Annotated in this window: 10 protein-coding genes and 1 tRNA gene; 5 read left to right on the forward strand and 6 right to left on the reverse strand. The window is 43.1% G+C overall.

From position 1 onward, the window contains the following. Nucleotides 1–41: 41 nt before the first annotated feature. The 6 genes from WFY05_RS05825 to WFY05_RS05850 form a co-directional block, all read right to left on the reverse strand. Entirely contained in the window at nt 42–1,037 is a 996-nt protein-coding gene (locus tag WFY05_RS05825; protein ID WP_340111798.1) for a sugar phosphate isomerase/epimerase family protein, read from the reverse strand. 18 nt (nt 1,038–1,055) lie between these two features. Continuing rightward, a complete protein-coding gene (locus WFY05_RS05830) occupies nt 1,056–2,222 on the reverse strand; it encodes a Gfo/Idh/MocA family protein (protein ID WP_340111799.1) in 1,167 nt (388 codons plus the stop codon). 109 nt (nt 2,223–2,331) lie between these two features. Next, entirely contained in the window at nt 2,332–3,840 is a 1,509-nt protein-coding gene (locus WFY05_RS05835) for an STN and carboxypeptidase regulatory-like domain-containing protein (RefSeq protein WP_340111800.1), read from the reverse strand. Then, complete coding sequence (locus WFY05_RS05840; RefSeq protein ID WP_340111801.1) at nt 3,840–5,405, reverse strand: PDZ domain-containing protein; 1,566 nt, start codon at nt 5,403–5,405, stop codon at nt 3,840–3,842. The genes WFY05_RS05835 and WFY05_RS05840 overlap by 1 nt, the downstream gene beginning before the upstream one ends. A gap of 4 nt (nt 5,406–5,409) precedes the next feature. Further along, a complete protein-coding gene (locus WFY05_RS05845) occupies nt 5,410–6,462 on the reverse strand; it encodes a FecR family protein (RefSeq protein ID WP_340111802.1) in 1,053 nt (350 codons plus the stop codon). Nucleotides 6,463–6,504: 42 nt separating this feature from the next. Further along, entirely contained in the window at nt 6,505–7,086 is a 582-nt protein-coding gene (locus WFY05_RS05850) for an RNA polymerase sigma-70 factor (RefSeq protein WP_340111803.1), read from the reverse strand. A gap of 130 nt (nt 7,087–7,216) precedes the next feature. Here WFY05_RS05850 and WFY05_RS05855 point away from each other — a divergent pair, with 130 nt between their 5' ends. The 5 genes from WFY05_RS05855 to WFY05_RS05875 all read left to right on the forward strand — a co-directional run bounded on the left by WFY05_RS05855 (nt 7,217) and on the right by WFY05_RS05875 (nt 13,906). Next, nucleotides 7,217–8,596 carry an MFS transporter gene (locus tag WFY05_RS05855; RefSeq protein ID WP_340111804.1) on the forward strand — a complete coding sequence of 460 codons (1,380 nt, stop codon included), beginning with the start codon at nt 7,217–7,219 and terminating at the stop codon, nt 8,594–8,596. Nucleotides 8,597–8,709: 113 nt separating this feature from the next. Next, a tRNA-Leu gene (locus tag WFY05_RS05860) sits at nt 8,710–8,793 on the forward strand. A gap of 392 nt (nt 8,794–9,185) precedes the next feature. Beyond that, on the forward strand, nt 9,186–10,547 hold the full coding sequence (locus WFY05_RS05865) for a DUF6055 domain-containing protein (protein ID WP_340111805.1): 1,362 nt from the start codon (nt 9,186–9,188) through the stop codon (nt 10,545–10,547). Nucleotides 10,548–10,568: 21 nt separating this feature from the next. Further along, a complete protein-coding gene (locus tag WFY05_RS05870; protein ID WP_340111806.1) occupies nt 10,569–11,969 on the forward strand; it encodes a sodium:solute symporter family protein in 1,401 nt (466 codons plus the stop codon). 2 nt (nt 11,970–11,971) lie between these two features. Further along, complete coding sequence (locus tag WFY05_RS05875; RefSeq protein WP_340111807.1) at nt 11,972–13,906, forward strand: FAD-dependent oxidoreductase; 1,935 nt, start codon at nt 11,972–11,974, stop codon at nt 13,904–13,906.

Here is a 13,906-nt window from a genome sequence, read left to right on the forward strand (position 1 = left end):
AGTTGACGATCGGTTATGATCGCTAAACGTTTATATTTTATTTACTCTTTCTGCATCGCATCGTCGAACGCAAAATCAGAAGGTGCGAAATCGACTTTTTTTACAAAGGCACAAGCTTCTGTAGCTCCATGTTCACGATCCATTCCACTGTCTTCCCATTCCACCGAAAGCGGACCTCCGTAACCAATGTCGTTCAGTGCACGGATGATATTTTCAAAATTAATGTTTCCGCGCCCAAGGCTTCTGAAATTCCAATATCGGCGGTTATCACCAAATTCCATATGACCACCAAATACCCCAACACTGGTCGGGACATCACTCCAGTAAGCATCTTTCATGTGCACATGAAAAATCCGGTCGGCAAACTCGTATATAAATCGCACATAATCAACATGCTGGTAACCAAAGTGACTGGGATCGTAATTAAATCCAAAAGCCGGATGATGATCGAGTGCTTTTAAAGCCAGGTGCGCAGTATGAATATCAAAAGCGATTTCAGTTGGATGCGCCTCCAGGGCAAACTTTATTCCCAGGCTCTGATATTCATCGAGAATTGGCTTCCAACTACGGGCAAATTCAGCATAGCCTTCTTCAATCATTTCGGCACTTATCGGCGGGAATGAATACAAGAGGTGCCAGATCGGACTTCCGGTAAATCCGGCCACGGTATTTACTCCCAGTCGCTTGGCCACTTCAGCCGTTTTTACCATTTCTTCGGCAGCGCGCAGTCGTACACCTTCAGGATCGCCGTCGCCCCAAACATGTGGGCTGGCAATGCTTTTATGCCGTTTATCGATGGGATCGCAAACACATTGTCCGTCTAAATGTGTGGAAATGGTGTGCAGTTGTAATCCGTATTTATCTAGCAAAGCTTTTCGGTTGTCGCAATAGTCCTGATCGGCTTTTGTCACTTCCATATGATCGCCCCAGGTGCAGAGTTCCAACCCTTCGTAACCAAATTCTTTGGCTTTTTGGCACATGGTTTCGATCGGCAAATCGGCCCACTGCCCGGTAAAAAGTGTTACTGGTCTTGCCATAGTAGTAATTTTATTGGTTTAGATAATTTCACCGAATTTCACCCATTTAACCTCATCGTTATATCCGGCACTAACAACGGTATCAATAAACTGCATCCCGCGTATTCCGTCTTCTACTCCGGGAAAATCGAGCATTTCATCAGTAGGTACTTCGCCGTTTGCTTTAGCCCGAACGGTAAGTGAAAAATTCCGGTAAATATTGGCAAAGGCTTCCAGATAACCTTCGGGATGACCACCCGGAGTGCGTGTATTGTGTGCCGCAATAGCTGTGTCCATACTTGTGCCCACACGCATAACTTGCATGGGCTTGTCGGTCCATTTGATTTTTAAAGAATTAGGCTCCATCTGTTCCCAGCCGAGGCCACCTTTATCACCGTAAACACGAATACGAATGGCATTTTCTTCTCCTGCCGCAATTTGAGTAGCCATAAGTACACCCTGTGCACCATTATCAAAACGCATAAATGCAGCACCATCATCGTCAAGTAAGCGATTTGGTACGAAAATATTCAGAGTGGCACAGATCTCTGTTACTTTTAATCCGGTCATGTATTCTGTCAAATGATGCGCATGTGTACCAATGTCGCCCATGCATCCGGCTTTCCCCGATTTTTTGGGATCGGTTCGCCAACTCGCCTGTGGATTCCCCGTATCTTCGAGTTTGGAAGAAAGCCAACCCTGCGGATATTCCACAAATATTTTTCTGATTTTTCCAAAACGGCCTTCGGCGATCATTTGCTTCGCTTGTTTTACAGCCGGGTATCCCGAATAGGTATGCGTCAGAGCAAATGTTAATCCTGTTTCGTCGATCTTCTCTTTCAACTTCAGCGCTTCATCAAGCGTGAAAGTGATGGGTTTGTCAAGGACCACATTAAATCCATGATCCAGAGCCATAACCGCCGGATCGAAGTGTACAAAGTTTGGCGTAACAATGGAAACAAAATCCATCCGCTCACCTTCCGGAAGCTGTGCCTCTTTTTCAAACATTTCCTGGTACGTAGCATAAACCCGCTCCTCAGGAAGGAAATAAAGTTTTCCTGATTCTTTTGAAATTTTAGGATTTACGCTGAAACATCCACAAACAAGTTCAATCTGATTATCCATTAAGGCAGCCAGTCGATGTATAGCACCAATAAATGCATCGGTTCCACCACCTACCATGCCCATTCGAAGTTTCCTGTTCATATTAGAATTTTTAGTTGATTTAGAATAGAAGCTAAAATTAGCAACTCTTTTTCTGAGAAGCAATTTTCAGGGCATCCTGATTTTAAATAAATCCAATAAACTCAGGATATTATTTTTTGAAGGCTTTACTCAGGTCTTCATCAGGTTTAATAATGTTGTAGTTTTCCCAGAACTTTTCGTCGAAGTTGCCAATTCGTTCTACAAAAACATCATTCTGATTAAAGCGTTCTTCGTTGGGGAAGCGTTTAAGTGCTGTTGGTTGAATATCGGTGATCAGCAGATCGGAAACGCTGTAGAAATCGGAATTCAGTTTATCGCGTTTGCTCCTTACTTTAAAACTTACCGCTGCCTGGGCCGTCGACAAATGCCACTTTCCCTGGTATTGCTGATAATTTACGGTGTACTCAACATAAGTGGGCCGGGCTTTTACGCCTCGTGGTTTTTTCTTAATCATGATGCTGGTGGCTTCATTCAGGCTGCTCCGGTTAAAACGGAAATTGGCATGCACAATGGCAAAAGTTTCGCGATGCACATACATTTCACCAATAAAACCGGGAAACACCTGCGAAGAAATGGGTTCGAAATGCACCACATAAACAGGCTCCTCATTGTACCAGATAACTCTTACAATACTGTATTTGTATTGGTTTTGAAAACTTTCTTTTATAAAGCTTTCATTGGTTTTCACCACATCGAGTTTTACGATGGTGAAAGGCCCGCCCTGCATTTTAAAATTCAACCAGCGAAAAGGTTGTACATCGGGGCTTTTCCTTCCTTTTACCAGACGCACTAAATCGTTGCGAAGGGTATTGGAGTAAGGCGATTTCAGTACGTCAATCACAGCCTCTGATACACTGATATACGCACCATCCTGCTGAACAGTCTCCCGGTAAAATGCTTTCATTAACTTGCTTTGGGCACTGTAATTTGTTTCAAAGTTTTGGCGTACCTTCTTTAGCAAATCATCGGGAGTGATAGATGTAACGCGAACTTCTTTTATGCGGATGGAGATGGGTTCGAGAACGAAAATATCCTCGTCAAGTAATTTATAAGCCGGAACAAGAATTTGTGCATAACCCATGCAGGAAATCACCACTGTGTCGCGGATATTGTCGGGATGTAGTTTAAGCAAAAATTCGCCATCGGTATTCGATATGGTGCCAACGGGCTTATTAAATAACGACACCGATGCGTAGGGAACTGGTCGTTCTCGCCGGCCTTCGATTAGCTTCCCTTTCAGGAAAAAATATTTTACCGGAACGGTATCATTCACAACAACAGGCACAACATTCCGATCCTGTTTTTTCAGAATAATGATCTGATTTTCGCGCTCACGAAGCATATAATCCTTCGCATCGAAAAGCTCGTTAAGCACGTGGTAAAGCGACTTATTAACCACATCAACTGACACTTTCCGGGCGGTATTTACCGCTTTGGCATCGTAGGAAAAATACACTTCGGCCTGCCAGCTGATCTGTTCCAGGATATACTCCAATACCTGGTCGTGTTGTTTGATGGTTACACGTCGTTCAAAAACAGAACCATCCTGTTGCTGGCCTTTCGCAATGAAAGATAACAACAGGATGGTTACTGATATGAACAATTTATATCGATGCATTAAAACATCTTTTTCAGCTCGAATGATGTTTTTATTTCTTCGCCGTCGCGCAACACTTTTAATCTGATTTTCTTGTTTTCTTTGCTTTGAAGCAGTAAGTTGATATCATTCAATTCCAGACTTTTATGGCTGTTCCAGTTGATTGATAGTATCTGATCGTCTTTCTGAAGTCCGGCATAATAAGCGGGCGAATCTTTTGTAATATCAGTAATAGTAAACACCGGCAGGCCTGGGACCGGATTTATCACTTCCATTCCACTCATGTTGTAATTAAAATCTTCTTTTATACGGTGGGTAGGCCTTAAAGTCAAACGGCTGTTTCTGTAATCGACTGTAACATGAAACCTGCGTAAAATTTCTGCCCCGATTGTACCGTTACGGTCGTGCGACCGAATCAGGCTGTCGATCAACTCCGATTCGGGAAACGACACGATGGGCCGGGTAAGCAACAGTGGTCCTACATAAATGGCATCAATTCGTGCTTTGGCACCGTACAAATCGCCGCTAAGTCCTCTTCCCAGAAATGTCTCAACATGCTTTTCAGGAATTTTTATGTTTTCATCCGAATTCTCAGACAACCACAACGGATCGCTGGCACCGGTATCAACCAATAGTTTTACATGTACTTCCTGCAACGAATCGGTAACAATTGATGTGCGAACAAAAGGTTTTGTGCCATCGAAATGCAGCGGCATTATAATGTCGTTTTTACGATCGCGGTACTTGTAATATTCAGGTTTGTACAATGTCAGTTTTTCGCTGCCGTAATCAATTTCAACCACGTAATCCTTGAAAAGATTAAACCCGATGAGGCCGTGAACCGGAATACCAAGCATGTGCGAGATTTGAAAATCTTCATCAATGATCATCTGCACTTCCTGGTTACGGGCTGTAATGCCATCAATATGCAAGATATTATTTCCCGACCGGTAGGCAGTAAGTCCTTCTCCCTCGTCGAGCCCTTTTACTTTTATGGGCATCATGTAATTCAAATTCAGCTTGTTAACAAAAGGCAGCTCGGTAATGATCGGGAACCTCACTCCGGTATCAAGAATAAAATTCAAAGTATCGGAATCATTAATGTTCACCGGGATAATGATCAGATTACTCGCCGACTTAAATTTGATGGTGAGTCGCTTATCGCGCGGATCGTCGAACATAAAACCACGGTTGTTCGAGTAGAATTGTTGTGTGTTCCTGTCGAGCTCCATACTTTTATCGAGCGGCACATAATCACGCACCACAAGCAGGTTATCTTCAATCTCGAAAAGCAGGTAGAAATCTTTCATCAGTTTATCAAGCACATATTTAATGGGCTTGTTCGAAACATTCAAACTGATTTTCTTTTCAGCAAGCTCCTGCGAATTGTATTCGTAATTGATATCGAGGTATTTACAAATCTTTTCAATAACACTCGAAAGTGGTTCATCTTCAGCATAAATACTGATATTCTGATCGAGCGACTGGCTCTTCTCGTCCTGTGCCCTGGTCATTCCCGGGATAAGAAAAAGTACCAGAATCATGAGCCAGGCAAGGCTTTTTATTTTAATCCATGTTGTCTTCATAACTTTATTGTTTTACTGTCTGTTTTTTACGGCTCGCCAATACAAAATGTTCATTATCGCCCGTCAGATCAAGATCGAATGTAAGCCGTATAACATCCAATACAAAGGCTGCGGGTTTCTGGTCGAAATGACCATCGTAAAGTAGATCACTTAGCTCTGGTTCTGACAATTGGATCTCGATGTGATACGTTTTCTCGAGGCACCGGACCACGTCCCCAAGCGGGACTTTGTCAAAAACGAGGTCATGGGTCTTCCACGATAGGAAATTCGGATCCGTGTTCACCGACTTCTCAAGGATTTGATTTGCAGTAAACAATGTTCCTTTTTCCCCGGGAGTTAAAAATACCTCCCTGTTGTTTGCTTTCTCATTCGTGATTTTGCTGACAACCTGCACTTTTCCGGTTTTCACAATTACTTCAACGGTTTCGTTTTCGGGATATGCACTTACGCTAAAAGAGGTACCTAAAACTTTTACCTGTGCATCGCCGGCATTAATTACAAATGGCTTTTCAGCATTGGGTACTACATCAAAAAATGCTTCTCCCTCGATGCTCACTTCGCGTACATCGCCCCTGAATTTTTTAGGAAATGTAAGCTTTGAGTTGCTGTTAAGTGCAACCACCGAACCATCGGGCAGAACATATTCCTGCACCACCTGCTTTTCTGCTGAAATAATCTCGCTGTAAATTGCCGTTCCCCGGTTGATAAAACCGATATAATAACCAACAGACCCCAGTAAAATTGCCAGAACAATAATCGCAGCATATTTGTAAAACTGTGAAATTGCCTCCTTTCTTTTCTTTTTAAACTGAACGATTTTGTCTTGCGACGGGGCTGTTTGTGCATGTACTTTTTCCCAGGCCTTATTGGTACTGAATTGTTTCGAACGGTAATAAGCATCTGTTTTATTCAGCGTATTTTTGCTTTCCTCAAATGCTTTTTGATTTTCATCCGATTCAGCCAACCAGACTTTAAGATCGCTGTTTTCGAGGTCATTGGTTTCGCCGGCCAGCGATTTGGCCACCAATTCCCACTTCGAATTCTCTATGTTCTCCATTTTACCCATCTGTTAATATGACAATGCACAAAAAATTTACCCCTAATGCTTTTTTACACGAAAGCAGAATAAAAAGAAAAGAAAGGAATTATATTTTTTTAATTTATCTCGTAATGTTTTGATTGCCAGCCCCATTTGAGCCTCAACGGTTTTTATCGAAAGATTTAATTTTTCTGCAATTTCGCGGTATTTTAATCCTTCTTCGCGGCTCAGTCGAAAAATCTCGCGGCGTTTTTCGGGCAAAGAAGCAATGCTTTCTTCAATGTCCTTTTTCAAATCGACCTCCAAAAACTGATCGTTGTAATCGTGAGTTTCGGCTTCGGCAATAACATACTTTGCATGCTGCATCTTTATTTTTTCATGTTCGATACGATTCAAACAACGGTTTTTTACCGAACGAAACAAGTAGTTTTTTAACGACGATTCTACAACAAGCGAATTACGTCGTTCCCAAAATTTCACAAAAAAGTCCTGAACCACTTCTTCTGCAGTCACATTATCCTGAAGTATCCTTGAGGCATAAATACAAAGCGGTTCGTAGTAATAACGAAACAGTTGCTCAAAAGCATTATTGTCTCCATTCTTAAATTGGTTGAAAAGTTCTTTTTCGGATAATTGGTTCATTCCTACCGGTTCATTCCTCGATGACTAATTTAGGAAAAAGAATTTCGATGTAAAAGTTTGGTGTTGTAAAGTCATTTTGTGGAAATGCATAAGATGCTATTTTTGCGCTCTTTAATATCATTCATCAACCATGAGCAAGAAAGAAAAAATAAAATTTCCAAAGGCATTTTGGGTAGCCAATGCTGTGGAATTGTTGGAACGCGCTGCTTATTACGGAGTATTTATTGTAATCACCCTGTATTTGTCGCGTATTTTAGGATTTAACGATTTTCAGGCAGCAATCCTGGCTGGATCGTTTTCTGCAGGGCTATATTTTCTGCCAACATTTGCCGGAGCAGTTGCCGATAAAATTGGGTTTAAAAAATCCTTGCTAATTGCTTTTTCTTTGCTTTCAATTGGCTACCTGTCGATGGGTGTGTTGCCTACGATGCTTGAATCGTCAGGCCTGGTGGAATACACCAAAACAACCCAGTTTAGCGGGCTTCGCGAAAGCAACCTGAAGTGGATCATCGTTCCGATTATGATTGTGATTATGATTGGCGGATCGTTTATCAAGTCGTGTATTACCGGGACCGTGGCCCGCGAAACCACAAAAGCAACACGTGCCCAGGGTTATTCCATTTTCTATATGATGGTAAACATTGGTGCTTTCTCAGGGAAAACAATAGTAAAGCCGCTTCGTGATGCGATGGGCAACGAGGGGCTTGTAACGCTTAACTATTTTGCCGCAGGAATTACATTTTTGGCCGTTATTTTAGTGGCCTTATTTTATAAAGCAAGTCGTTCACAGGAAGAATCAAAAAGTTTCTCGCAGATATTTGATGCACTCATCAAGGTTTTATCCAATGCGCGTTTAATTATTCTTATCATCATCATTACCGGCTTTTGGATGGTTCAGCACCAATTGTACGCCACTATGCCAAAATATGTTTTGCGGCTTGCGGGCGAAGGTAGTGCCATTTCGTGGTTTGCCAATGTAAATCCGCTGGTGGTTTTTCTTACTGTTGGTTTTGTAACAAGACTTATGCGCAATAAAACATCGCTGTTATCCATGACCGTTGGTATGTTTATTATGCCCGTTTCAGCATTATGTATGGCTTCGGGGCATTTAATGGGCAACGAACCTATTTTAGGACTGCATCCTGTAGCGTTTATGATGATTGTGGGTATCGTTTTCCAGGGATTGGCCGAAACATTTATTTCTCCGCGTTACCTAGAGTACTTTTCATTACAGGCACCACAAGGCGAAGAAGGCTTGTACCTCGGATTTAGCCATTTGCACTCTTTTCTTTCCTCTATCCTTGGATTTGGCTTATCGGGTTGGCTGCTTACCAAATATTGTCCCGATCCGATTTTGTTCGACACGCGTGCGGAATGGGAAGCTGCTTCGGTAAATGCACATTATATCTGGTTCTACTTTGTAGGAATTGCCTCCGTATCAGCCATTTCTCTTATTATTTATGGTAAAGTGGTAAAACACATCGACAGTAAAAAACAAATTTCGATATAATATTTTGCTGATTCGGGCTAAATAATTAGTTTTGCACACCAATTTTTCGCAAAGGGAAAAGCGCGAGGTGGTCCCGAGTACTCGGGAGTAGACGCGTAAAACCTTTAGTTTTTGCCCGGGTGGCGGAATTGGTAGACGCGCTGGATTCAAAATCCAGTTCTGGCAACAGAGTGCGGGTTCGATTCCCGCCCCGGGTACAACAAAAGCCTGATATTCGATAAGAGTATCAGGTTTTTTATTTTCACCAGCACCAAAAGTCCTTCGAAAAAATGTGACAAACAGCAAAAAGTCGTTCGAAAAAGTGTGCCGTGTGGCAAAATACGAACGCTGAAATATCTAATTAGTGAAAAATTCAAGTGTACTTGAAGAACAAGCCGATATTTGTTGATTATTTTAGTTTTATTACTACCGCTATTCTGCCTAAACCTCATCAACAAATTCAAACCATTGAACACAGTTTGGAAATACAATAATTTAGTTGGCATAACTATATTACTCGAAATTTAATTTCCTTCTTCATTTTTTTCAGGCATATTTGTATGAGCCAAAAATTCTGTAGCTTAAACAAATACTAAAACCAAAAGTCTTTATGAAAAAACAGTACAAGATTGTATTCTCGGTATTATTGATTTCTGTTTTATTTTTGTCCTGCACTAGCAAAAAGAATGCAGATCTGAAAGAAAAGGAACTGTACCTCCCTGCTGAGGTGTCAATGGTACCCGATAGCAACGATTACAATAATCCGGAAAGCGAGTTTTGTTTTCAGAGGATGATTCAATCGGATAATATGGCTTTATTCTGGCACAAAGAATATGGCGATGATCCCATGGCTAATCCTGATACAACACGGCGTTTCGACCCTGAAACAGCTTTAATCGAATGCGAACGTTTTTATGATTACTATGTTGATGAATTAAAACTGGTGCAGAAAGGGAACTCATTAATCGACAGTTTTAAGATGCTTATATTTGTTTTTGGCGGCGACAATGCCACAGCATTTGGTGGCGGCGCAGAAGAAAAAGTTGGCATTCTGTGGACTCCGGCAGTCAGGATTAATAAGCAACCTTACGGTGCGCTGGCCCATGAGATGGCCCACAGTTTTCAGTACGTGAGCCGTAACGATTGTGGAGTCGGCCCAAGGGGACCCATTATGGAAATGTCGGCACAATACATGCTTTGGCAGGTTTATCCCGAGTGGATGACCTTCGAAAATTACCACCTCGTTGACTATTTGAAACAGACACATTATGCGTTTTTACATCCTGTAAACATGTACCATTCACCCTATGTGCTGGAATACTGGTCGGAAAAACACGGGAAGACATTCTTTGGAGAATTGAGCCGCTCTACTCAGGAAGGTGAAGACCCGGTTGCAACCTACAAACGACTTAATTCACTAAGTCAGGAACAGTTTAACGATGAAATATTCGATGCGGCACGGAGGTTCATCACCTGGGATTTAAAACGTGTTGAAAAGGAAGCACATCAATACGCGAACCAACACACCACAACCATGGTTGCTGCCAATGATGGTTGGTATCAGATTGATTCGACAAAGTGCCCGCAGAATTATGGCTACAACGGTATAAGATTAAATGTGCCTGCCCCGGGAACTGAGCTTGTTTTAAATTTTAAAGGAATTGCAGGATCAGACGGTTACAGTGCCGTAAAAACCGATAATGCCGGATGGAGGTATGGATTTCTGGCTTCTTTAAACGATGGCAGCCGCGTTTATGGCGATGTTTACCATAATGCCGAAGGAACGGCTTCTTTTAAAGTACCTGAAAATACCGAATATCTGTGGCTCGTTGTAAGTGGTGCACCAACCGAACACTGGCCGATTGTTTTCCGCAGGAGACGCGATGCAGAAAAATCACCCGAGGAACAGTGGCCTTATCAGATAAAACTGTCGGGTACAACCATTAACAATTCAGCAATAAAATCCATCTGATTCTGAATAGAGTTATCACTCATGGATAAATCAACAACCGTAATTATAATCTGCTGCATTTATTTCCTTGTGCTGATAGCTGTCGGAATCTATTCTTCCGTAAAAAATAAAAAAGCCTCAGATTTTCTGGTGGCCGGACGGAAACTCAACCTTCTGTTCACGGTAGCTACTTTATCGGCAGTTCAGATTGGAGCGGGCGTTATTCTCGGTGGTTCAGCCAACGGTGAGTCGATGGGAATCTGGCCGGGTATGTGGTACGCCCTGGGTTGTGGTGGTGGTTTGATCATTGCCGGACTGTTTATTGCAGCCAAACTCCGCAAAAAAGACAGCTATGTTCCCCTCGATTTTTATGAACTGAGGTATGGCCCTAACCGATGGGTTCGAATTTGGGCATGGGCAAGCAATGTTCCAAGCCTGCTCGGAATTTTTATTGCGCAGTTACTGGCATGCGGAAGTATCCTCTCAGGTTTCGGAATACCTTTTTACACCGGGGTGATCATTTGCGCTGCAGTAATTCTTATCTACAGCACCCTGGGTGGAATGTGGGGCGTTGCCATCACCGATTCCATTCATACTTTTGTGATCATTGTCAGTATTCCAGTATTAGCTGTTGCTTCAGCGTTGCTGTTAAAAAATCAGGGCATCTCCATTGAAACTGTTTACGGAACTCCTTTTATTCCTGCCGGATTATTAAAGAAATTTATTTATCTCGTCGTCCCTTTTTTAATCGCCATTTCTGTTTCATACGATGCGTATATCCGTTACCAGTCGGCAAAAGACGCGCATACCGCAAAATGGGGGTGCATAATTGCCGGGATTGTGGTAATTATTATCGGAACTTTGGCTTCGTCAGTAGGAGCAATCGGGCATTACCTTGCACCCGAGGCAGGTGAAGGCGTTTTCTCCGTCATGGTAATAAAATCACTAAATCCGGTTTTTGCAGGAGTTGTAATTGCCGCGATGCTGGGTGCTGCCATGTCGAGTGCTTCGGGATTACTGGTGGCGATGGGCGCAACTTTCTCGCGCGATTTGTACAACCGTTTTCTTCATCCCGATAAAAACCTCGACGACCTGCCAAAATCAAAAATTATTTCACGCGCGGCTGTGGGATTAAGTGTAATTGTCGGGGTTCTACTTTCGTTTAAAGTGACCGATATTCTCGATGCCATTATCATTTTTAACTATCCGTACATGGGCAGCCTCCTCATTCCTTTGCTTGCGGGAGTTCTTTGGAAGGGCGCAACAAGGAAAGGTGCTGTGGCTGCAATGTTTACCGGCGGCATTATCGGAGTTGGTTCCTTCCTTGCAGGAATTCCGGGGCCGTTTCAGAACTGGGTGAATGCCGACCTTGGATTATTTTTCGCATATTCAGCGTCACTAATTGTTTTAATTTTAGTGAGCAAAACCGATAAACATAATTAACGATGCAAAATTTCACTTGGCCATATCCTCTGGCATACGATCAGGAAGAAACTGTAAGGGCTGACGTACTGGTTCTTGGCGGAGGAATTGCCGGTTGCATGGCTGCCATTGCTGCTGCCCGAAAAGGACAAAAAGTGGTGCTGGTTGAAAAAGGGGCCACAAAAATGAGCGGAGCCGGCGGATCGGGTTGCGACCATTGGGAATCTGCGGCTACAAATCCATGTTCAAAGGTAACACCCGAGCAACTTACACAGGCCATGCTCGACGACAACGAAGGCTACAACAACGGAATTTCGCATTATATCGAATGCAGGGAAGGTTACGACCGCTTGCTCGACATCGAAAAGATGGGGGGCAAAATCCGCGATACCCATGATGAATTTAAGGGAGCTGCTTTTCGCGACGAGGAAACCAAGCTGATGTTTGCCTACGATTACCGCAGTAAAATTACCCTGCGCGTTTGGGGAACTACTTTTAAACCTGCCATGTACCGCGAATTGAAAAAACTTGGTGTGAAGATCATCGACCGGGTTATGGTTACTTCTTTACTTACAGAAAACGGAAAACAGGGAGGCCGGTGTATTGGCGCAACAGGCATTCATACGCGCACCGGAAAGTTTTACATTTTTCAGGGAAAGGCAAGCATCATGTGCATGTCGCGGCCGGCACGAATCTGGCTTTTTTCATCGGCGCATACGGGTTTATGCGAGTTCCGCCCTACACAATGTATTGGCGACGGACATGCCATGGGTTGGCGCGCCGGAGCCGAATTTACCATGATGGAAAAATCGGTGGGTGCCGAGTTTTCTGCAGCTGGCCGGAGTTATCCGCCGTACGGGGCAGGTAATAACCACAACACCTGGTATGGGGCTTCACTGATCGATTCAACCGGAAAAGAAGTGCCCTATGTCAACCGCGATGGCGAAGTGCTGAAAACAGTGGATGAACGTTTTCTTCCGGCAAAAAATCAGCAGTTTTTCCTGAAAGGCGGTTCGGTCGACTATCCGAAATATGAAATCGACGGACCGGAAACCATCCCCTTTTCACAGCTCTTAAAAGAAGGTTATAAACTACCATTTTATGCCGACTTGTCGAACCTGCCTGAAATGGAACGAAAAGTAATCTGGGGAATGATGGTTGGCGAAGAAGGAAAGACAAAAGTCCCGATCTACGAAAACTATAAAAAAGCAGGGTTCGATCCGGAAAAACATGTGCTGCAATGCTACGGCACTGGCTGGACCTCTGCCAGTTTTCTGTCCCAGGAAAGGCAATTATTCGGTTTGCCCGGTGGATTTTTAAACGACTGGAAACTATCGACTAATCTCAAAGGTTTGTATGTTGCCGGCGATGCACTTTATGCTTCAAATTGTTACGGACATGCTGCAGCCACCGGTTCTTATGCCGGCCGCCATGCAGCTGATTTTGCCTCGGATAATGTTTTTGTTGAAATTGATAGCAATCAGATTGAGGGCGAAAAAAAGCGGGTGTATGCTCCTATCCACAACGATCCTGAAACTGCCATTGGCTGGAAAGAACTGAATGAAGGAATTGCCAAAACCATGCAGAATTACTGCGGCGAAGTAAAATACGACGACTTACTGAAAACAGGTTTGTTAAGACTCCAGGAATATGAAGAGAAAGTAGTACCTCAAACCTTTGCCTATAATCCGCATGAGTTGGTTCGGCTGCTTGAGGTGTTTGATATTTTAACCAATGCCCGCTTAATTTTACAGGCTTCCCTGGCCCGGAAAACCAATTCTAAACCGTTCTGCTTTCAACGCGGAGACAGTGATCAGAATGAAACCGAAACCGACAGGAAACTTATTGTTTTGAAACAGCAGGATAACAAAATTGTTACCCGCGAACTGCCTGTTGATTTTTACGGCGATTTAAAAGCGAACTACGAAAAATTAAACTCAGAATACATTAAATCATAA

The sequence above is a fragment of the Maribellus mangrovi genome, assembly GCF_037646455.1.
Taxonomy (GTDB): domain Bacteria; phylum Bacteroidota; class Bacteroidia; order Bacteroidales; family Prolixibacteraceae; genus Draconibacterium; species Draconibacterium mangrovi_A.

Bases quoted from the DNA above. Each gene is read 5' to 3' on its own strand.
- WFY05_RS05825 (WP_340111798.1), bottom strand. From the start codon at position 1,037: ATGGCAAGACCAGTAACACTTTTTACCGGGCAGTGGGCCGATTTGCCG.
- WFY05_RS05830 (WP_340111799.1), bottom strand. From the start codon at position 2,222: ATGAACAGGAAACTTCGAATGGGCATGGTAGGTGGTGGAACCGATGCA.
- WFY05_RS05835 (WP_340111800.1), bottom strand. From the start codon at position 3,840: ATGCATCGATATAAATTGTTCATATCAGTAACCATCCTGTTGTTATCT.
- WFY05_RS05840 (WP_340111801.1), bottom strand. From the start codon at position 5,405: ATGAAGACAACATGGATTAAAATAAAAAGCCTTGCCTGGCTCATGATT.
- WFY05_RS05845 (WP_340111802.1), bottom strand. From the start codon at position 6,462: ATGGAGAACATAGAGAATTCGAAGTGGGAATTGGTGGCCAAATCGCTG.
- WFY05_RS05850 (WP_340111803.1), bottom strand. From the start codon at position 7,086: ATGAACCAATTATCCGAAAAAGAACTTTTCAACCAATTTAAGAATGGA.
- WFY05_RS05855 (WP_340111804.1), top strand. From the start codon at position 7,217: ATGAGCAAGAAAGAAAAAATAAAATTTCCAAAGGCATTTTGGGTAGCC.
- WFY05_RS05865 (WP_340111805.1), top strand. From the start codon at position 9,186: ATGAAAAAACAGTACAAGATTGTATTCTCGGTATTATTGATTTCTGTT.
- WFY05_RS05870 (WP_340111806.1), top strand. From the start codon at position 10,569: ATGGATAAATCAACAACCGTAATTATAATCTGCTGCATTTATTTCCTT.
- WFY05_RS05875 (WP_340111807.1), top strand. From the start codon at position 11,972: ATGCAAAATTTCACTTGGCCATATCCTCTGGCATACGATCAGGAAGAA.